This is a genomic window from Bradyrhizobium sp. MOS003, from assembly GCF_003020125.1.
In the GTDB taxonomy this organism is placed as follows: domain Bacteria; phylum Pseudomonadota; class Alphaproteobacteria; order Rhizobiales; family Xanthobacteraceae; genus Bradyrhizobium.
Genome location: NZ_PYFW01000006.1, coordinates 104,809 through 124,551, shown reverse-complemented (window position 1 = coordinate 124,551; position 19,743 = coordinate 104,809). Strand labels below are relative to the sequence as shown.

18 protein-coding genes are annotated in these 19,743 nt (G+C 63.3%); 10 read left to right on the top strand and 8 right to left on the bottom strand.

Annotated features, from left to right (window positions below; genetic code table 11):
* Positions 1-26: 26 nt before the first annotated feature.
* From C7G42_RS24820 to C7G42_RS24805, 4 genes are all read right to left on the bottom strand, one after another.
* Positions 27-1,100, bottom strand: a complete 1,074-nt coding sequence (locus C7G42_RS24820; RefSeq protein WP_094972444.1) for a branched-chain amino acid ABC transporter permease — start codon at positions 1,098-1,100, stop codon at positions 27-29.
* A 3-nt stretch (positions 1,101-1,103) separates the two neighbouring features.
* Positions 1,104-1,997, bottom strand: coding sequence for a branched-chain amino acid ABC transporter permease (locus C7G42_RS24815; RefSeq protein WP_106951568.1), 894 nt, complete (start codon positions 1,995-1,997; stop codon positions 1,104-1,106).
* A 138-nt stretch (positions 1,998-2,135) separates the two neighbouring features.
* Complete coding sequence (locus tag C7G42_RS24810; RefSeq protein ID WP_106951567.1) at positions 2,136-4,067, bottom strand: long-chain fatty acid--CoA ligase; 1,932 nt, start codon at positions 4,065-4,067, stop codon at positions 2,136-2,138.
* Positions 4,064-4,885, bottom strand: a complete 822-nt coding sequence (locus C7G42_RS24805; RefSeq protein WP_106951740.1) for an ABC transporter ATP-binding protein — start codon at positions 4,883-4,885, stop codon at positions 4,064-4,066. Before C7G42_RS24805 ends, C7G42_RS24810 begins: the two co-directional genes overlap by 4 nt.
* Positions 4,886-5,222: 337 nt before the next feature.
* Between C7G42_RS24805 and C7G42_RS24800 the strand changes: the two genes are divergently transcribed.
* From C7G42_RS24800 to C7G42_RS36260, 3 genes are all read left to right on the top strand, one after another.
* On the top strand, positions 5,223-5,897 hold the full coding sequence (locus tag C7G42_RS24800; protein WP_106951566.1) for a Crp/Fnr family transcriptional regulator: 675 nt from the start codon (positions 5,223-5,225) through the stop codon (positions 5,895-5,897).
* Positions 5,898-6,082: 185 nt separating this feature from the next.
* Positions 6,083-7,285, top strand: coding sequence for a sensor histidine kinase (locus C7G42_RS24795; RefSeq protein ID WP_106951565.1), 1,203 nt, complete (start codon positions 6,083-6,085; stop codon positions 7,283-7,285).
* Between the two features lie 96 nt (positions 7,286-7,381).
* Positions 7,382-7,597 carry a response regulator gene (locus C7G42_RS36260; protein WP_349627535.1) on the top strand — a complete coding sequence of 72 codons (216 nt, stop codon included), beginning with the start codon at positions 7,382-7,384 and terminating at the stop codon, positions 7,595-7,597.
* 191 nt (positions 7,598-7,788) lie between these two features.
* Here C7G42_RS36260 and C7G42_RS24785 read toward each other — a convergent pair whose 3' ends face one another.
* Together C7G42_RS24785 and C7G42_RS24780 are read right to left on the bottom strand one after the other, a co-directional pair.
* Positions 7,789-9,051 carry an MFS transporter gene (locus tag C7G42_RS24785; protein ID WP_106951564.1) on the bottom strand — a complete coding sequence of 421 codons (1,263 nt, stop codon included), beginning with the start codon at positions 9,049-9,051 and terminating at the stop codon, positions 7,789-7,791.
* Positions 9,052-9,173: 122 nt separating this feature from the next.
* Positions 9,174-10,013 carry a uroporphyrinogen-III synthase gene (locus C7G42_RS24780; protein WP_106951563.1) on the bottom strand — a complete coding sequence of 280 codons (840 nt, stop codon included), beginning with the start codon at positions 10,011-10,013 and terminating at the stop codon, positions 9,174-9,176.
* Between the two features lie 174 nt (positions 10,014-10,187).
* On the opposite strand from C7G42_RS24780, the gene purU reads away from it, so the two are divergent.
* The gene (gene purU / locus C7G42_RS24775) at positions 10,188-11,051 is read left to right on the top strand and encodes a formyltetrahydrofolate deformylase (protein WP_106951562.1); all 864 of its coding nucleotides are present in this window, start codon (positions 10,188-10,190) and stop codon (positions 11,049-11,051) included.
* 10 nt (positions 11,052-11,061) lie between these two features.
* Here the strand turns inward: purU and C7G42_RS24770 are convergent, their stop codons facing one another.
* On the bottom strand, positions 11,062-11,355 hold the full coding sequence (locus C7G42_RS24770) for a hypothetical protein (RefSeq protein WP_199581119.1): 294 nt from the start codon (positions 11,353-11,355) through the stop codon (positions 11,062-11,064).
* A gap of 569 nt (positions 11,356-11,924) precedes the next feature.
* On the opposite strand from C7G42_RS24770, the gene C7G42_RS24765 reads away from it, so the two are divergent.
* The 6 genes from C7G42_RS24765 to C7G42_RS24740 all read left to right on the top strand — a co-directional run bounded on the left by C7G42_RS24765 (position 11,925) and on the right by C7G42_RS24740 (position 17,792).
* Positions 11,925-13,103 (top strand): ABC transporter substrate-binding protein, encoded by a 1,179-nt coding sequence (locus C7G42_RS24765; protein ID WP_106951561.1) that lies wholly within the window; start codon positions 11,925-11,927, stop codon positions 13,101-13,103.
* 178 nt (positions 13,104-13,281) lie between these two features.
* Entirely contained in the window at positions 13,282-14,151 is an 870-nt protein-coding gene (locus C7G42_RS24760; RefSeq protein ID WP_026233341.1) for a branched-chain amino acid ABC transporter permease, read from the top strand.
* Between the two features lie 8 nt (positions 14,152-14,159).
* Positions 14,160-15,188 carry a branched-chain amino acid ABC transporter permease gene (locus C7G42_RS24755; protein WP_106951560.1) on the top strand — a complete coding sequence of 343 codons (1,029 nt, stop codon included), beginning with the start codon at positions 14,160-14,162 and terminating at the stop codon, positions 15,186-15,188.
* Positions 15,185-15,940 (top strand): ABC transporter ATP-binding protein, encoded by a 756-nt coding sequence (locus C7G42_RS24750; RefSeq protein WP_106951559.1) that lies wholly within the window; start codon positions 15,185-15,187, stop codon positions 15,938-15,940. Before C7G42_RS24755 ends, C7G42_RS24750 begins: the two co-directional genes overlap by 4 nt.
* Positions 15,933-16,649 carry an ABC transporter ATP-binding protein gene (locus C7G42_RS24745; RefSeq protein WP_106951558.1) on the top strand — a complete coding sequence of 239 codons (717 nt, stop codon included), beginning with the start codon at positions 15,933-15,935 and terminating at the stop codon, positions 16,647-16,649. The genes C7G42_RS24750 and C7G42_RS24745 overlap by 8 nt, the downstream gene beginning before the upstream one ends.
* 24 nt (positions 16,650-16,673) lie before the next feature.
* Complete coding sequence (locus C7G42_RS24740; RefSeq protein WP_106951557.1) at positions 16,674-17,792, top strand: cobalamin-independent methionine synthase II family protein; 1,119 nt, start codon at positions 16,674-16,676, stop codon at positions 17,790-17,792.
* Between the two features lie 183 nt (positions 17,793-17,975).
* Here the strand turns inward: C7G42_RS24740 and C7G42_RS24735 are convergent, their stop codons facing one another.
* The gene (locus tag C7G42_RS24735) at positions 17,976-19,697 is read right to left on the bottom strand and encodes a caspase family protein (protein ID WP_106951556.1); all 1,722 of its coding nucleotides are present in this window, start codon (positions 19,695-19,697) and stop codon (positions 17,976-17,978) included.
* Between the last annotated feature and the right edge of the window lie 46 nt (positions 19,698-19,743).

Genomic DNA, 19,743 nt, shown 5'->3' with positions numbered 1-19,743 from the left:
ATCGTTTTTAAGTGAAGTTGCCGTTCTCAATGCGAGAACGGATAGAGCTTCCAGTATGCCTTGATCTGTCGCCAGCGATGCGCAAGCCCGTCGGGCTCGAACATCAGGAATGCGATGATGATCACCCCGATGGCGATCTCGCGCAGGAAGGTGAGATTGTTGTTGAGCGATAGAGCCTTGTCGATCGCGCCGCCCTTCAGATGGCTGCTCAGGAATTCCATGGACTCCGGCAGCAGCACGACGAATGCGGTGCCCATCAGCGTGCCCATGATCGAGCCGGTGCCGCCGATGATGATCATCGCGAGGAACAGGATCGAGCGCTCGATGCCGAAACCTTCCTGCGATACCACGAGCTGGTAATGCGCATACAGCGCGCCGGCGATGCCGGCGAAGAAGGCGGCCAACCCAAACGACAGCGTGCGGTATTTGGTGAGGTTGATGCCCATGATCTCCGCGGAGAGATAATGGTCGCGGATCGCCACCAGCGCCCGGCCGTCGCGCGTGCGCATCAGATTGGTGACCAGAATGTAGCAGAGCAGCACATACGCCAGCACGACGTAGAAATACTGCTTGTCGCCGCGAAGCGTGTAGCCGAAGATCGAGAACGGATTGGCGCTCGCCGGTACCGAGCCGCCGGTGAACCACTCGGCGCGGGAGAAAAAGTCGAGCAGGATATATTGCGCGGCCAGCGTCGCGATGACGAGATAGAGTCCCTTCAGCCGTGCCGCCGGGATGCCGAAGATCAGTCCGACCAGCGCGGTGATGACGCCAGCGAGCGGGATTGCAAAGAACACCGGGATCGGCGCGTTGTTGGAGATGTAGGCCGATGTGAAGGCGCCGAGCAGGAAGAAGGCGGCATGCCCGATCGAGATCTGTCCGGTGAAGCCGACCAGGATGTTGAGGCCAAGCGCCGCGATCGAAAAGATGCCGATCTGGATCAGGACGCTGAGCCAGTAGCCGCTGAAGAACTGCGGCGCCAGGCATAGCAACAGCACGCCCGCAATCGCGAAGTTGCGGCTCGTTGTGGTCGGAAAGATCGTGGTGTCGGCCGCGTAGGAGGTGCGGAAATCACCAGCAGGAATGAGGGCAGGGCCGGCCATGGGTCAGATCCGCTCGATGTCGTGGGTGCCGAACAGGCCGTAGGGCTTGATCATCAGCACGATGATGAGGACGTAGAACGGCGCGACCTCGTAGAGATTGCCCCAGTGCAGATACTCGCTGTCGACATATTGCGCGATGTTTTCCAGGAGCCCGATGATGATGCCGCCGAGCACGGCGCCGCCGACGGAGTCGAGCCCGCCCAGGATCGCTGCCGGAAACACCTTGATGCCATAGGCCGCTAGGCCCGACGACACGCCGTTCACCACGGCAACCACGACGCCTGCAACAGCCGAGACCGTCGCCGAGATCGCCCAAGCCAGTGCAAACACGCTCTTCACGGAAATGCCGAGCGATTGCGCCACCTGCTGGTTGAACGCGGTGGCGCGCATCGCAAGGCCGTATTTGGAGGCTCGGAAGAACCAGGCCATGCCGATCATCATGGCGACCGACACCACGAGGCTCATGACATAGACGGTCTGGATCTGGAGTCCGAGCAGGCTGACCGACTGGCTCTCGAACACCCGCGGGAACGGCTGCGGGTTGACGCCGAACATCCATTTCAGCGTCGCCTGCAGCACGGTGGAGAGGCCGATCGTCACCATGATCACCGAGATGATGGGTTCGCCGATCATCGGCCGCAGGATCAGGACCTGGATCGCGATGCCGAACACGAACATGAACACCAGCGTCATCGGCATGCCGATCCAGAACGGCACCTGGTATTTGGCGAGCAGCGCCCAGCACACCCAGGCGCCGACCAGCAGCAATTCGCCTTGTGCGAAGTTGACGACCTGCGTCGCCTTGTAGATCAGCACGAACGACATCGCGACCACGCCATAGAGCGTGCCGACCACAAGGCCGTTGACCAGGAGCTGGATGAGAAAGGCGGTGTTCATATTATATGCTGTCCTTCGCCTTCCCCGCTTCCGGCAGGGCTGTCGCATAGGGTGTGCACGATGCGGCGGCATTGGAAGTCGGCTCCCTCTCCCGCAAGCGGGAGAGGCGTAGGGCGGCGTGCTGAGTGACAGACTGCTTCACTCCGCCGCCTCCGCCATGTGCCCCTGCCCATCCATATCCACCACGCGCAACGTCGTCCGCACCCGCTGCGTGCTGCCGTCCTGGAAGCGGATCACGGTGTCGACGGGGATGTCGGCGTCGCCGCGGTAGATCGCGTCGATGATGCCTTCATATTTCTCATTGATGACGCTGCGCCGAACCTTTCGCGTGCGGGTGAGTTCGCCGTCGTCTGCGTCCAGTTCCTTGTAGAGCAGCAAAAAGCGCGAGATGCGCTGCGCTGGCGGCAGCGTGGCGTTGACCGTCTCGACCTCTTTCTTGAGCAGCGCGTAGACTTCGGGCCGCGAGGCGAGGTCGCTGTAGGTGGTGAAGGAAAGGCGGTTCTTCTCCGCCCATTTCGAGATGATGGAGTAGCGGATACAGATCATGGCGGCGAGCGCATCGCGACCGGCGCCAAGCACAACGGCTTCGGCGATATAGGGCGAGAACTTCAGCTTGTTCTCGATGAACTGCGGCGAGAACCGTTCGCCGCGCGAAGTCTCGGCGAGATCCTTGATGCGGTCGATGACGACGAGCTGCTGGTTGGCATTGAAATATCCGGCGTCACCCGACAGCATCCAGCCGTCCTTGATGTCGGCGACGCTGGCCTCGGGGTTCTTGTAATAGCCGAGAAACATGTTCGGATGGCGCACCACGATCTCGCCCACGCCGTGGACGTCGGGATTGTCGATGCGGATCTCGACTTGGTCGGACATCGGCACGCCGGTGGTATCGGGATCGACCTTGCCCTCGGGATGCAGCGTGTAGGCCCCCAGCAGCTCGGTCTGGCCGTAGAGCGTGCGCAGCGGCACGCCCATGGCCTGGAAGAATTTGAACGTCTCAGGCCCGAGCGCCGCGCCGCCGGTCGCGGCCGAGCGCAGCCTGGTGAAGCCGAGGCGGTCGCGCAGCGCGCGGAACAGGACGGCGTCGGCAAGGCCCGAGCGCTTGCCTTGCTCGAGCGCGGCAAGGCCTGACTTCATTCCGAGATCGAACAGGCCCTGCTTGAGAGGCGTCGCGTCCATCACCTTGGCGCGGACGTCCGCGGCGATCGATTCCCAGACGCGGGGCGCGAACAGGACGAACGTCGGCGCGATCTCGCGCAGGTCGTTCATCATCGTCTCGGGCTCTTCGACGAAGTTGATCTTCATTCGGCAGAGTATGCCTTTGCCGAGCACATAAACCTGTTCCATGATCCAGGGCAGTGGCAGCACCGAAACGTATTCGTCGTCCGGTCCCTTCGGATCGAAAGTGAGATAGGTCGCACAGTGGCCGAGCACGCGGCCGGCGGCGAGCATCGCAAGTTTCGGATGCGATGTGGTGCCCGACGTCGTGCAGAGGATCGCGACGTCTTCGCCCTTGGTGGCATCGACCAGTCTGTCGTACAGTTCGGGCTCGCGTACGGCGCGAGCGCGGCCCAGCTCTGCGAACTTCTCTGCCGACATCAGCCTGGGATCGTCGTATTTCCGCATCCCGCGCGGGTCGGAATAGATGATATGCTTCAGCCGCGGCGCCCGTTCGGCGAGCGTGAGCAGCTTGTCGACCTGCTCCTCGTCCTCGGCGAAGACGAGCTGGGCCTCGCCATAGTTGAGGAGATAGGAGGCCTCTTCATCCAGCACGTCACGATAAAGCCCGAGGCTGAGGCCGCCGATGGCGTGCGTCGCCACTTCCGCCGCGACCCAGTCCGGCCGGTTGTCGCCGATGATGCCGATGACGTCACCGCGGCCAAGGCCCATTTCGAGAAGACCGAGCGCGAATTCGCGCACCCGCGTCTGGTAGTCGTTCCAGGTGAACACGCGCCAGAGCCCGAGATCCTTCTCGCGCAGGGCAATCTCGTTGCCGTGCTCCCTGGCGTTGAGCCGGAGCATCTTCGGATAGGTGTCGGCCTGGGCGACGCGGCCTGCGTAATCCATCATGCCGCGCTCTCCTGCGCGGGGGCAGCGTCATCGGGATCGACCAGCACCTCGTCTTCTTCGCCCAGATAGGCGCGCCTGACGTGAGGATCGGCGAGCACCGTCGCCGGATCGCCTTCGGCGATCTTCTTGCCGAAATCCAGCACCATGACGCGGTGGGAGATGTCCATCACCACGCCCATGTCGTGCTCGATCATCACCACCGTCATCCCGAACTCCTCGTTGAGGTCGACGATGTAGCGGGCCATGTCCTCCTTCTCCTCGAAGTTCATGCCGGCCATCGGCTCGTCGAGGAGAATGAGGCGCGGCTCCAGCGCCATGGCGCGCGCGAGCTCCACGCGCTTGCGCAGGCCGTAGGAGAGGGTGCCAGCGGGAGCTTTACGCACCGACTGAAGATCGAGGAAGTCGATGATCTCCTCGACCTTGCGGCGATGTTCGAGCTCCTCCTTGCGCGCGCCGGTCAGCCAGTACAGCGAGCCCGTGAGGAAATTGTTCTTCAGCAGGTGATGGCGGCCGACCATGACATTGTCGAGCACGCTCATGTGGTGGAACAGCGCCAGGTTCTGGAAGGTGCGGCCGATCCCGAGCGAGGCCCGCGCATTCGGCGTCAGGCCGGTGATGTCACGACCCCCATAGAACAGCTGGCCTTCGGTCGGCTTGTAGCGACCGGAAATACAGTTCACGATCGAAGTCTTGCCGGCCCCGTTGGGGCCGATGATCGAGAACAGCTCGCCCTCCTTGATGGCGAAGCCGACATCGGTCAGCGCCCGGACTCCGCCGAATCGCAAGGACACGCTGCGCACTTCAAGACTGGTAGCCACCAAACAAATCCCTCCCCGTGATGGCGCGTTCAGCGGCGCTCTTCGTCGGTTCCTGCCGGGCGATCCTAGTACGGCCGTGCCGGTGAGGCCATGCAGCAGATGGTCTCCACGGTAGGCCGCGCCGCTGTCAGTCCCGCTTGGGATCAAAAGCCGCATCGCCCGAGGTGGCTCTCAATAGGGGAAAGCGCTATTTTGAAATGTCTCTTGGCTGACAATTCTGCGACAAAGTTTGTCGGGGCCGCAGCTTTCGTCTTTCGTCGAATGGCCTGTCGAGACGATCTTATTGCGGTGCAGCAGAAGGCTTGGGTGACGAAACGGTGCGTCTGGCTTCGGGATCATGATTTCAGAGGATCAACTGAAGCGCGTCGCCGCCTGGTCGCGTGAGCTCACGCAGGCTGAGATCGAGGTCGCGCGTGCAGGCATCACCGAGCGGTCCTATGGCACCGGAGAGACCGTGTTCATGCGCGGCGACACCTTCGACTATTGGGCCGGCATGGTCTCCGGCCTCGCCCGGATGGGCGGTGTTTCGCGCGATGGCAAGGAAACGAGCCTTGCCGGTCTCACGGCAGGGGCCTGGTTCGGCGAGGGCAGCGTGCTCAAGAACGAGCCGCGCCGCTACGACGTGGTCGCGCTGCGCAACAGCCGCGTCGCGCTGATGGAACGCAGCGCCTTCATGTGGCTGTTCGAGAACAGCGTCGGCTTCAACCGCTTCCTGGTGCGCCAGCTCAACGAGCGGCTCGGTCAGTTCATCGGCATGCTCGAGGTCAACCGCACGCTGGATGCCACCGCGCGCCTCGCCCGCGGCATCGCCTCGCTGTTCAACCCGATCCTCTACCCGGAATCGACCGCGCATCTGGAGATCACCCAGGAAGAGATCGGCGCGCTCTCCGGCATGTCCCGCCAGAATGCCAACCGCGCGCTGAACCGGCTCGAGAAGGAAGGCCTGCTGAGGCTCGAATATGGCGGCGTCACCATCCTCGATGTCGAGAAGCTGCGCGGGTACGGGGATTAGGGCGCGTACGCCCTTGAAGAAGTGGACGGCTCCAGAGCCCTGACAACGGTATCAGCTCACGTGGAACGAACAGGCACAGCAAGCGTTGTGAGCCTGGGTTATTCAGGTAGATTGGCGTGGCAGGCTCTCGAAGCCAAGGCATGACCCAACTTCCGGTGAAATGACCATCCAGAACAGGCGGCATCATGCCTAGCGAACCGAAGCCGGTCCTTCAGACCGTCTCGGATGCTCCTGTCAATCCTCAGGATGAACTTCCGTATCGTCGTCGCCAACAGGCTCTGCTGCGAGAGTTTGGCACCGCTGCGCTACAGACCCGAGATTTCCGCCAAATTCTCCAGAATGCCGCAGAACTTAGCGCGCGAGGTCTGGGGTGTTCATACGCCAAAGTCCTCGAATATCTCCCCGACGATCGTCGCCTGATCGTGCGTGCGGGCATCGGCTGGCCCGCGGGTACTGTGGATCGCGTGTCCCTCGGTGCGGATATCGAGTCTCCCGCCGGCTTTGCCTTTCAGACCGGGCAATCGGTCGTCTCCAATCACTTGCAAGGTGAGACGCGCTTCAGGACGCCCAAACTCCTTGCTGATCATGGCATCAAACGTGCGATCAACGTTCTCATCAGACGCGGGGGCGAGGGCAACACGCCTTTTGGCGTCCTCGAAGCCGACAGTCCGGACCCCGGCCAGTTCGACGACGCCGATGCGGACTTCCTTGCAGGTTTCGCCGGCTTGCTGGGTATTGCAATCGAGCGCCAGCATGCGGATGCCAAGCTCGAAGAGGCCCGCGATCACGAGGCTCTGCTGACACGGGAAATGAGTCATCGTGTCAAGAACAGCCTGACCTCGGTCGTTGGATTGCTGCGTGTTCAGGCGCGCGCTTCAGAGTCCTTGGACGTCAAGAACGCTTTGGAAAATGCAGCCATGCGCGTTTCGTCGATAGCCGAGGTGCATGATCATTTATGGCGCGGCAGCAAGGTCGGATTTGTCGATCTCTCGGATTTTGTCGTTCATCTCTGCGAAAATCTGCAGCGATCCGCGCCCGAGCACAAGCTTCAATATCATTCCGACCCGGTCATCATTTCCGCCGACAAAGCCATTCCGTTGGGGTTGCTGGTCAATGAGCTGGTCACCAACGCCGTCAAGTATGCCTATGTCGACGGGCCTGGTGTCATCCGGGTGGATGCCCGGGAAATCGATGGACATCTGATCGTCGAGATTTCCGACGAAGGTATGGGATTGCCCGAAGGGTTCGACATCAATCAACCGCGAAACAGCCTTGGCTTCAGGGTCATCAACGGTCTGATCCGGCAGTTGATGGGCGAGTTGAAAATTTCAACGAACACCCCAAGAGGGGCGCTCTTCACAATCAAGTTTTCTCTCGATCCGCCCTGAGCAGCATCGGGCGCCGAAGCCAACGTTTAGGGCCAAGTCGAGAACGCCAAGCAACGGCGCCGAGTTTTGTGAGCGTTCTGCCTGATGCAATCAATCATGAAAGCTGTCCGGATTCTTGTCGTCGAGGATGAGACGTTCGTTCGCATGGATGCGGTCGAAATGCTTCGCGACGCTGGATTCGACATCCTGGAGGCCGTCAACGCAGACGAGGCCATGCGGCTGCTGGCACTGCATTCCGATATCCGGCTGATATTTACCGACATTGATATGGCGGGTTCTATCAACGGTTTGCAGTTGGCGACAATTGTTTGAAAACGTTGGCCGCCTGTCAGGATCGTTGTGACGTCTGGATATTACAAAGTGCAAGCCAGTGATCTTCCCGAAGGCACCCGGTTTTTTCCCAAACCTTACCAGCCGGACCAAATTATCGATGCTGTCCGCGAGTTGATCAACGCGACTTGGGAGGACGAATAGCGGCATCCCAAATTCATGAGTGCGCGCCCTTAGCGCGCATTGGCGGGAGCGTTGACCGGCCAGAGATCGGCACGCCAACGGATCGCGATCGCCAGCATCGCGATGAAGCCGGCGGCGGCATAGAGCGAACCGGTCGCGGAATAGCCGATGACGTCGATCAGGCTGCCGGCCGCGAGCAACCCGATCGGCAGGCCGTAGATCACCATCATGCGCACGCCCATCACGCGGCCGCGCAGATGCGCGCTGGCCGTTCGCATCAGGATCACGGCAGCCGAGATCATTGACATGCTCTGGGCGATGCCGGCAAGCACGAGGCAGGCCATCGCCACCGGCATGGTCCTGATTTCGACGAACACCAGCAGCATGGCGTACCAGGCCAGCGTTGCGCCGATCAGGAGCCGGGCAATGCGCAATCCGCTGACGAGGCTCAGCGTGATGGAGCCGATCAGCGAGCCGACGGCGAAGCTCGCGGAGAGGTAACCGAGGCCGGTCTGGTCGGTCTGAAAGATTTCCCGGGCAATGTAGGGCAGCAATCCGCCGGTGAAGGGAAAGGCGGTGAGATTGGCCAGGAAGGCGACGCACAGCGCCGCACGCATTCCCGGGCCGCTCCAGGCGTAGACGATCCCTTCCTTGAGGTCTCCCAGCAGTCGCGACACCGCATGGCTGTTGGCCGGAAGATCGCTCGTGATGACGGTTCTCTTGGGCCGGGTCAGGCACAGCATGAGAAGCGCGGCGACGAAGTAGAGACAAGCGATCGCCACGTAGACGAGGCCGATGCCGAGGACGGCGAACAGGCCGGCGCCCGTCAACGCTCCGGCGATGCGCGCGCTGTCCTGGGTCGTGCGCGCGACGCTGATGGCGCCCACCAGTTGCTTGGCCGGCATGATCTCGGCGAGCAGCGCGCCGCGGACGCCGAGATCCGAGGGGCGGATCAGGCCCATGACCGCGACGATGATCATGACGCTCAGCGGCGACAGATGACCGCTCAGCGCCAGAACCATGATGGTCGACGACAGCACCGTATAGGCAAGTCGCATCATGACCAGCAGGTCGCGATGGCCCATGCGGTCGCCGATCATGCCGAAGACCGGCGCGACCAATGTTCCGACGAACTGGAGCGAAGCGAGCACGGTGAGCAGCAGCACCGATCCGGTCTCGACCAGAATGTACCAGCCGAGCACGAGCGTCTCCACCTCGAACGCCCAGGAGGTGAGCAGGTCGGATGGCCATTGGAAGCGATAATTGCGGATGCGGAACGGCGCGAGCGCAGACGGTCGTGCGGCTGTGCTCAAGGCGCGATGGCTCGTGTCACGACGATTCCCTGCCCGTGTGGTTTCTTTTCATTTCCGGCACCGTAGGGCTGAGGGCGCACGTGTCAATCAGAGCCGCCGCATGCCGCTCCCGCGCTCAGCTCTTATCTGGTCGTCGCCGGCTTCCGCTCTGCCAGAGCCGTGGCCATCGCCGAGATCAGCGGCCGCATGAAATAGGCGTCATCGGCCGGGGAGACGTCGGTGCGCAAGCCGTGCGCGGCAAGCTCGCCCGAGACCGCCGGGCCCACCGACGCGATCAACGTCCGTTCGAAGCCTGCGCGCAGCTTGGCTTCGCTGCCATGCGCCTTCGCTGCCTCGATCAGGCGGCGGACCTGGCCGAGATTGGTCAGCGCGATGGAATCGATCCGCCCCTCGGCCATCTCGTCTATGGCGGTGACAATGTTGGCATCCGCTGCGCTGGCATCGTAGGTATAAGGCAGCACCGCATCGACTTCGGCGCCTTGCGCGGCCAGCGCGCCGGTCAGTGTGCTATGGTCCTTGTCCGGATAGAGCTGGAGGCCGATACGGTGCCCCCTCAAGTCGAGCTTGCCCAGCATCTCGATCACGCCCTCGGTGGTCGGTTTCTCGGTGGTCTGATGCGGTTCGAGGCCGACCTCGCGCAGCGCCTTGCCTGGTTTCGGGCCGCGGATGAACTTTCGCGATCCGGCAAGGGCCGCGACGAGGGCCGCGTCGAGCCCGCGTGCGCGCGCGAGCTTCATGATCCGCCGCAGGCCTTCGCCGGTCATCAGCACGAGATCGTCGAACGGCCTGTCGATGGCGCGGCGGATCCAGGCCTCGACCGGGGCCGGATCCGGCGCATCGTGGATGGTGAACATCGGGCACTGCACGACCTCTGCGCCTTGTTCGGCCAGCAGCCTGGAAAACTGCGCCTCCTCGCGCGTTTCCAGGATCAGGATGCGGGTGCCGTTCAAACGGTCGACCATGGGAATGCTCCGGGATAAATCGCAATCGTGCGTTCATCCTGACTCCATGCTTTAAGCCGAAGCAAGCCCCGGGATTGGCGCAAGGGGCGCGTCGGTGCTAGAGCAGGGCGCAAATCGCGGCGCGTCCTGTAGCTGCTGCATAAACCTTCATCAGAGCCAAGCCCGTTCATCAACATGCCCGATCATCAATATGTTCTGACCCTGTCCTGTCCGGATCGCCCCGGCATCGTCTCGGCGGTGTCGACTTTCCTGGCCCATAATGGACAGAACATTCTCGATGCCCAGCAGTTCGACGACATCGAGACCAAGAAGTTCTTCATGCGCGTGGTGTTCACCGCAGCCGATCTCGCCGTGGAACTGTCCGCCCTGCAGACCGGCTTTGCCGCGATCGCCGAGCGTTTCGGCATGGACTGGCAGATGCGCGATCGGGCCTCGCACCGCAAGGTGATGCTGCTGGTGTCGAAGTCGGACCACTGCCTGGTCGACATCCTCTATCGCTGGCGCACCGGCGAATTGCCGATGACGCTTGCTGCGATCGTCTCCAACCATCCGCGCGAGGTCTATGGCGGGCTCGATTTCGGGGACATCCCGTTCCACCATCTGCCCGTGACCAAGGAGACCAAGCGCGAGCAGGAGGGCCAGATCATGCACCTCGTGGATAACACGAAGACCGATCTCGTCGTGCTCGCCCGCTACATGCAGATCCTGTCGGACGACCTGTCGGCGAAGCTTTCGGGTCGCTGCATCAACATCCATCACTCGTTCCTGCCGGGCTTCAAGGGCGCAAAGCCCTATCACCAGGCTCACGAGCGCGGCGTCAAGCTGATCGGCGCCACCGCGCACTATGTCACGCGCGACCTCGACGAGGGCCCGATCATCGACCAGGACGTCGAGCGCATCAGCCATCGCGACACACCGGAGGATCTCGTCCGCAAGGGCCGTGACATCGAACGGCGCGTGCTCGCCCGGGCGATCCGCTACCATCTCGACGACCGCGTCATCCTCAACGGCCGCAAGACCGTGGTGTTCGTGGATTGAGAGGGCGCCCCTAACGCACCGCGCTGCCCGACGTCGTCCCCGTCGTGCCCTTCTGCAACTGCTCTTCCTTCTCGCGATCCGCCGCCGGCATCAGCCGCTTGCGTTCGCGCTCCTTCATGTAGGCGTCATATTGGGGCGTGCCTGCCCGCGGCGGGGCATCGGCCGGCAGCCCGCCCGCCCATTGCGGGACGTAGTCGCCCATGCCGGCGGAGAGTCTTTCGTTGACGGTGCCGCAGCCCGCAAGGCTGGAAGCCAGCAAGGCAACGACGGCAGCGGTCGAAGGCAAACGGATACGCATGAGCATTTTCTGGCTCGAACTGGACCGGGCGCGGATGGCGGGACGCCCGATGGACGCCAGCGGCGCACTCTAGTCCTCAACAAGTAAAATTGGCCTATTCGGCGGCGAATTTGTTTGTATACAAAAAGGTAAAATAATATGTTGTACTTTGATGTTGATCGGCGTTTTCGAGCTGATACGGTATACAATCCGTATTCACGATCGGGGTGAGGAATTCAAGCTCGTCGTGCCCGGCGAATGTTCGAATTCTGCAAAACAGAGGCGGATTGATCCAACCACGGCGCCGCCGGGCGCTCATTGAATGGGGCATGACGCGGAGGGTCTGGTTCGGGCATCGAAAAGCCCTTTTTTGTTGACAGGGCCATTTTATTTGTACATTCGTACAAATGTCTCCCTTGCCGTCAATCCGATCGCGCGGCTTGCGCCGAATGGTCGCCCAACGTCCGATTGACAACGGGGTTGCGGAGGACGCCATGTGGCCGCGCGGCATGGCTTGTCCGTGGGTTAAAGCGCGGCAAGGGCCGGGTACTCGGTCTGGCGCACAGCAGGTCAGGAATGAAGGGGAGGGACATCTGATGTTTGAACGCAGAATTTTTTCACGCACCGTTGCAGCAGCCGCCATCGCTGGCGTTGCAGGCCTTGCGCCCGCCAAGGCGGAGGACACCGTCAAGGTCGGCCTGATTCTGCCGATGACCGGCGGCCAGGCCTCGACCGGCAAGCAGATCGAAAACGCGATCAAGCTTTACATGCAACAGAAGGGCGACACCGTCGCCGGCAAGAAGATCGAGATCATCCTCAAGGACGACGCCGCGATCCCGGACAAGACCAAGACCGCCGCGCAGGAGCTGATCGTCAACGACAAGGTCAACTTCATCGCAGGCTTCGGCGTGACGCCGGCGGCGCTGGCGGCGGCGCCGCTGGCGACGCAGGCCAAGATTCCGGAAGTCGTGATGGCGGCCGGTACCTCCATCATCACCGAGCGCTCGCCCTATATCGTACGCACCAGCTTCACACTGGCGCAGTCCTCGACCATCATCGGCGACTGGGCGGTGAAGAACGGCATCAAGAAGGTGGCGACGCTGACCTCCGACTACGCGCCGGGCAATGACGCGCTGAACTTCTTCAAGCAGAACTTCACCGCGGGCGGCGGCGAGGTGGTTGAAGAAGTCAAGACGCCGCTCGCCAATCCCGACTTCGCGCCGTTCCTGCAGCGCATGAAGGACGCCAAGCCCGACGCCATCTTCGTATTCGTGCCGGCCGGCCAGGGCGGCAACTTTATGAAGCAGTATGCCGAGCGGGGCCTCGACAAGGCCGGCATCAAGGTGATCGGACCGGGCGACGTCACCGACGACGACCTGCTCAACAACATGGGCGACGCCGTGCTCGGCACGGTCACCGCGCATCTCTACTCCGCGGCGCACCCCTCGCAGATGAACAAGGATTTCGTCGCAGCCTACAAGAAGGCGTTCGGCAATCGTCCGGGCTTCATGGCGGTGAGCGGATATGACGGCATCCACCTGATTTACGAGGCGCTCAAGAAGACGAACGGCGACACCGACGGCACCAAGCTGGTCGAGGCCATGAAGGGGCAGAAGTGGGAGAGCCCGCGCGGCCCGATCTCGATCGACCCCGAGACCCGCGACATCGTGCAGAACATCTACATCCGCAAGGTTGAGAAGGTCGATGGCGAACTCTACAACGTCGAGTTCCAGACTTTCGAGGCCGTCAAGGATCTCGGCAAGACCAAGAAGTGACCCGCTTGCTCCACCTCTCCCGCCTGCGGGAGAGGTCGAGGCGAGGCGTCGGGTGAGGGCTCTTTCCACAAAGGGAAAGTCCCTTTGCGGAGACACCCTCTCCCCAGCCCTCGCCCGCAAGCGGGAGAGGGAGCGCAGCACGGCCCATTGCTACACCTGAGATAATCCAAGACGCCTGATGACCTCGATCCTCACCAACCTGTTCGATGGCGTCGCTTACGGCATGTTGCTGTTCGTGCTCGCTTGCGGGCTCGCGGTCACGCTCGGATTGATGAACTTCGTCAATCTCGCTCATGGCGCCTTCGCCATGGCCGGCGGCTATGTCTGCATGGTGCTGGTCAACCGGATGGGCTGGCCGTTCTTCGCCGCGCTGCCGCTCGCTTTCGTCTCGTCAGCCGCGATCGGCATCGTGCTCGAGCGCACGCTCTACCGCCACCTCTATGCGCGCAGTCATCTCGATCAGGTGTTGTTCACCATCGGCCTGACCTTCATGTCGGTCGCCGCCGTCGACTATATCCAGGGCTCGTCACGGGTCTTCATCAACCTGCCGGCCGCGCTCCAGGGCCAGTTCGATCTGTTCGGAGTCGGTATCGGCCGCTACCGGCTGATGATCATCGTGATCTGCGGCCTGCTCACCATCGCGCTCCAGATGGTGCTGGCCAAGACCCGCTTCGGCAGCCGCCTGCGCGCCGCCGTCGACGACCCGCGCGCCGCCAGCGGCCTCGGCATCAACGTGCCGCAAGTGTTCGCCTTCACCTTTGCCTTCGGATGCGGACTCGCCGGCCTCGGCGGCGCGCTGAGCGCCGAGATCCTCGGCCTCGATCCGTATTTCCCGCTCAAGTTCATGATCTACTTCCTGATCGTGGTCACCGTCGGCGGCTCGTCCTCGATCACGGGCCCGTTCCTGGCCTCACTTCTGCTCGGCATCGGCGACGTCGCCGGCAAATATTACGTGCCGAAGATGGGCCCGTTCGTGATCTACACCATGATGATCGTGATCCTGATCTGGCGCCCGAACGGCCTGTTCGGCCGCACGGCCGCGCGTTGAGTTCGCAGATGAGCGCTTCCTCAGACGTCGGTCATCACGCCCAGCGCCAGGCGCGCTGGCACTACGGCGAAGTCGCCTTCTGGCTGATCGTGCTGGCCTGCGGCTTTGCATTTCCCACGCGCTATCTGATCATGACCGACATCCTGCGGCTGGCGCTGTTTGCGATGTCGCTGGATCTGATCCTCGGCTATGCCGGCATCGTCTCGCTGGGCCATGCCGCCTTCTTCGGCGTCGGCGCCTATGCGGCGGGCCTGCTCGCGCTTCATGGTATCGTCAACGAGCCCGTGCTGGCGCTGATCGTCGCCGGTCTTGCCGCGATGGTGCTCGGCTTTGCCACCAGCTTCCTGGTGATCCGCGGCGTCGACCTGACGCGGCTGATGGTGACGCTCGGCATTGCGCTGCTGCTGGAAGCGCTCGCCGAACGCTTCTCCAACATCACCGGCGGCACCGACGGCCTGCAGGGCATCGAGATGCAGCCGATTCTCGGTGCGATCCCGTTCGACATGTTCGGCAAGGCCGGCTTCTTCTATTCGCTCTCCGTCCTGTTCCTGCTGTTCCTGTTCGCCCGTCGCGTCGTGCATTCGCCGTTTGGCCTGTCGCTGCGCGCGATCAAGAACAATCCGCTGCGGGCGGCAGCGATCGGCATCCCCGTCAACCGCCGCCTGATCGCGATCTACACGCTCGCGGCATTCTATGCCGGAGTCGCGGGCGCGCTGTTTACCCAAACAACCGCGATAGCCTCGCTCGACGTCTTCGCCTTCGAGCGCTCCGCCGATCTGATGCTGGTGCTCGTCATCGGCGGCACCGGTTATCTCTATGGCGGGCTGATCGGTGCGGTAATCTTCCGCATGCTCCAGGAAGTGTTCTCCACGATCACCCCGCAATATTGGCAGTTCTGGATCGGCCTGGTGCTGGTCGTGATCGTGCTGGTCGGGCGCCAGCGCCTGCATCGCTGGGTGCTGTACGTGCCGAACCTGGTCATCAAGCAGATTGCCGGTCGCAAGGCGGTCGTCGCCGTGCCGGAGAGCGAGACATGACCATCGCGCTCGAAACTCAGAACCTCGAAAAGCAGTTCGGCGGCCTGCGCGTCACCCGCGATCTCTCCTTGAAGATCGAGCAGGGCGCCCGCCACGCGCTGATCGGCCCGAACGGCGCCGGCAAGACCACGGTGATCAACCAACTCACCGGCGTGCTCAAGCCGAACTCCGGCCGCATCCTGCTCGAAGGCCAGGACATCACCGATCTTCCCGTGCACAAGCGCGTGCTGCGTGGCCTGTCGCGCACCTTCCAGATCAACCAGCTCTATCCTGACCTGACGCCGCTCGAGACCATCGGCCTCGCCGTTTCCGAGCGCCTTGGCCATGGCGGCGACTGGTGGCGCCGGATGGGCACGCGCAGCGACGTCAACGGTGAGATCGCCGACCTGTTGGCGCGCTTCCACCTGCTCGACGCCATGAACGAACAGACCGTGACGCTGCCCTACGGCAAGCAGCGCCTGCTCGAGATCGCGGTCGCGATCGCCGCCAAGCCGCGCGTGCTGCTGCTCGACGAGCCCGCCGCCGGCGTGCCCGAGAGCGAGCGCCACGACATCCTCTCGGTCGTCGGCAGCCTGCCACGCGACGTCACCGTGCTCTTGATCGAGCACGACATGGACCTCGTGTTCTCCTTCGCCGACCGCATCTCCGTGCTGGTTTCGGGCGGGCTGCTCACCGAGGGTCCGCCCGAGCAGGTCGCGCGCGATCCGCAGGTGAAGGCCGTCTATCTCGGCGAAGAGGCGGTCAATGTCTGACCTGCTCGCGATCGATGCCCTTCGCGCCGGCTATGGCGAGGCGGTCGTGCTGCCGAACATGTCCTTGCGCCTCGCCGAGGGGCAGGTGCTGGCGCTGCTGGGTCGCAACGGCACCGGCAAGACCACGCTGATCAATTCGATCGTCGGCGTGACTCGCCGCTTCTCCGGCAGCGTGGTGCTCGCCGGCGCCGATGTCACTTCGCTCCGGCCCGACCAGCGGGCACGCGCCGGCATCGGCTGGGTGCCGCAGGAGCGCAACATCTTCCGCTCGCTGACGGTCGAGGAGAACATGACCGCAGTCGCGCAGCCCGGTCCATGGACGGTCGAGAAGGTCTACGAGATGTTCCCGCGGCTGAAGGAGCGGCGGAGCAATTTCGGTAACCAGCTTTCCGGTGGCGAGCAGCAGATGCTGGCGATCGGCCGCGCGCTCACCCTGAATCCGAAAGTGCTGCTGCTGGACGAGCCGACCGAGGGCCTTGCGCCCATCATCGTCGAGGAGCTCTTGAAGGCGATCGGCAGCATCACGCGGGCAGGCGGCATCTGCTCGATCATCGTCGAACAGAATGCCCAAAAGATTCTGCGGCTGGCCGACCGCGTTGTGATATTGGAGCGCGGAACGATCGTCCACGACGCTCCGAGCGCCGCGCTGAAAGCCGACCCCTCGGTCCTGGAGCGCCATCTCGGCGTCGCCGGGGCCGCAGCTCACTAAACTAAAATGTCCAGGGAGTAAGACATGCAGCGAACCAAAGCCCCCTTCCGCGCCGACGAAGTCGGCAGCCTCTTGCGTCCGGCCAAGATCAAGGAAGCCCGTAGCCGGCTCGAGAAGGGCGAGATCTCGGCCGACGATCTGCGCAAGATCGAGGACATGGAGATCGAGAAGGTCGTGCACAAGCAGGCCTCGCTCGGCCTGAAGCTCGCGACCGACGGCGAATTCCGCCGCTCCTGGTGGCATTTCGACTTCCTGGCCAAGCTCACCGGCTGCGAGCTGTTTCATCCCGACGCCGGCATCCAGTTCGCAGGCGTAGAGACCCGGCACGACGCTGTGCGGGTGATCGACAAGCTCGACTTCCCCGCCGATCACCCGATGCTGGACCACTTCCGCTTCCTGAAGAAGGTCGCCGACCAGGCCCACGTCACCGCCAAGATGACGATCCCGTCGCCCGCCGTGCTGCACTTCCGCGGCGGCCGCAAGGCGATCTCCAAGGAGGTCTATCCCGATCTCGAGGCCTTCTACGAAGACCTCGGCAAGACCTATCGGAAAGCGGTCAAGGCCTTCTACGACGCCGGCTGCCGCTATCTCCAGTTCGACGACACCGTGTGGGCCTACCTCTGCTCGCAGGACGAGTTGCAGAAGGCGCGCGAGCGCGGCGACAATCCGGACGGTCTCCAGCAGATCTATGCCCGCATCATCAACTACGCGCTGGCCGAGAAGCCCGCCGACATGGTGGTGACGACGCATGTCTGCCGCGGCAATTTCCGCTCGACCTGGATTTCCTCGGGTGGCTACGAGCCGGTCGCCGAGACCATGCTCGCCGGCACCAATTACGACGGCTATTTCCTCGAATACGACAGCGACCGTGCCGGCGGCTTCGAGCCGCTGCGCTTCCTGCCCAAGGGCAACAAGGTCGTCGTGGTCGGCGTCATCACCTCGAAGTTCGGCGAGCTCGAAAAGAAGGACGACATCAAGCGCCGTCTGGAAGAAGCCGCCAAGTTCGCCCCGCTGGAGCAGCTTGCGCTCTCGCCGCAATGCGGCTTTGCTTCGACCGAAGAGGGCAACGTCCTTTCCGAGGAAGAGCAGTGGGCGAAGCTGAGCCTTGCGGTCGAGATCGCAAAGGAAGTGTGGGGTAACTGAGGCGCTGCTAGCTGCGCTCGTGTCCCGGACGCGCTGCAACGCTCTTGCGTTGCTGCGCAGAGCCGGGACCCATGCTGCTAGACTTGCTCTTCAGAGCCCCGGCTCTGCATCGCACCGCTGAACTGGACGATGCTGCGCATCGCCAGGAAAGCGCTGCGCTGCGTCCGGGGCACGAGCCCACCCTCACTTCTCGGCTAGATAAACCTCGCCCAGCAGCGACGAGTTCGACCACGGCACCTGCTTGTTCTTCGTGGACGAGACCACCTCGGCCCGTACCCGCGTGAGCATCTGCTGCACTTCGAGCCCCGGCGTGCCGAGGTGGCGTGACAGCGCGGCGGAGAACGGCGAGTTGGCGCCTTCACCGTCGAGCGCGACCTGGCCCGGCGCGGTGGCGAAGGCGATCAATGTGCCGGCGCCCAATGTCGCGCCCGTGCCGAGGCTCGTTGGCGCCGCGAGGCCCGAGGCGCTCTCGATGCCGCGATTGGCGCCGGCGGATGCGACCTTCGGCGCCATCGGATTGTTGCGGCAGGCGTCGAATATCAGAATGTTGGTGCGAACCTGGTCGTCGAGGCCGGCCATGATCGTGTCCATGTCGATCATCGCCTCGGTCATGCCAGTGCCCGGCTTGAGCTCGACGTCGATGGGAATGAGATAGTTGCGGCCGTCGACCTGGACGCCGTGACCGGCATAATAGACCACCGCGACCTGCGCCCGCGCGGCCTCGCGCAGGAAGTCGCGTGTCATCTTCTGCATCGCGGCGCGGTCGATATCGATGCCTTCCGACACGGTGAAGCCGATATCGCGCAGGCTCTTTGCGACGGCGCGCGCGTCGTTGGCCGGATTGGCCAGCGCCTTGACGTGGGCATAGGCGCCGTTACCGATGATCAGCGCCATGCGTGCGCCGCGAGTGGCTGGCGCAGGTAAGGGAGGCTGCGCTGCGCCCGTCTCCTGCTGCGGGGCGGGGGCCGCAGTCGGCTGCGTCGCCGGCGAGGGCGCATCGCGCGGGATCGGCGCGCTCGTCTCGGTCACCAGCGACAGCCGCACCTTGGCGGTGGCCTGGTTGGCCTTGCTGCCGGCATCGGATGCTGTGATCGCCAGCGTCGCCTTGTAGTCTTCACGCGCGTTTGCGTAGTCGCCCTTCGCTTCATAGGCCAGCGCGCGATGGGTGTAGCCGGAGATCAGCACGCTGTTCGGCGGCGTCATGATATTGGCCGGCGGCTTCTCCCTGGCGAGCCGGATCGCCTCGCTGCCGTCGGCGATGGCGCGGTCGAGATCGCCCTTGGCGCGCCAGATCGCGGTGCGGTTGATTAGCGGCTGCGGCAGCGAGGGATCGAGCCGGATCGCCTGGTTGATATCGGAAAGCGCGCCGTCGAGATCGCCGAGGGCCTGTTTCGAGATGCCCCGGTCTTGGAACGAAAACGCCGCTTTCGGATCGGCCTTGATCGCCATGTCGTAGTCGGCAATGGCCTTCGCATAGTCGTGCTTGCCGCGCCAGGCGTTGCCCCGATTGTGGAAGATGGTGCCGCTGGGCGGCCCGAGCTTCAGCGCGTCGTCGAAGTCCGCGATCGCGATGTCGTAGTCACCCTTGTCGTAATAGGCCGATCCCCTCAGGTTGTAGGCCGCCTGGCTCGGCTGGAGCCGGATCGCTTCGGTGGCGTCGGTGATGACTTTGGCGTAGTCGCCCGTCTTGTTCCAGCCGACGGCGCGCCAGAAATGGATCGTCGCAAGCTGCTCGCCCCGAAACACCTTCAACGCGATGATCTTGGTGCAGGCATCGATCATCTTGTCGGCCGGCGTCGTGTCGGTGGTGCAGAGCGGCCCGAGTTGATTGCGCACCTGTGCGGCCGCGGGCGCCGGCGATAGGGTTGCGGCGAGCAGACTGAGCGCGACGAGCAGGCGGCGCATGGCGGAGGTCCCCATCAAGGAAGGCGGCTATTTGTTGCTTGGCTTG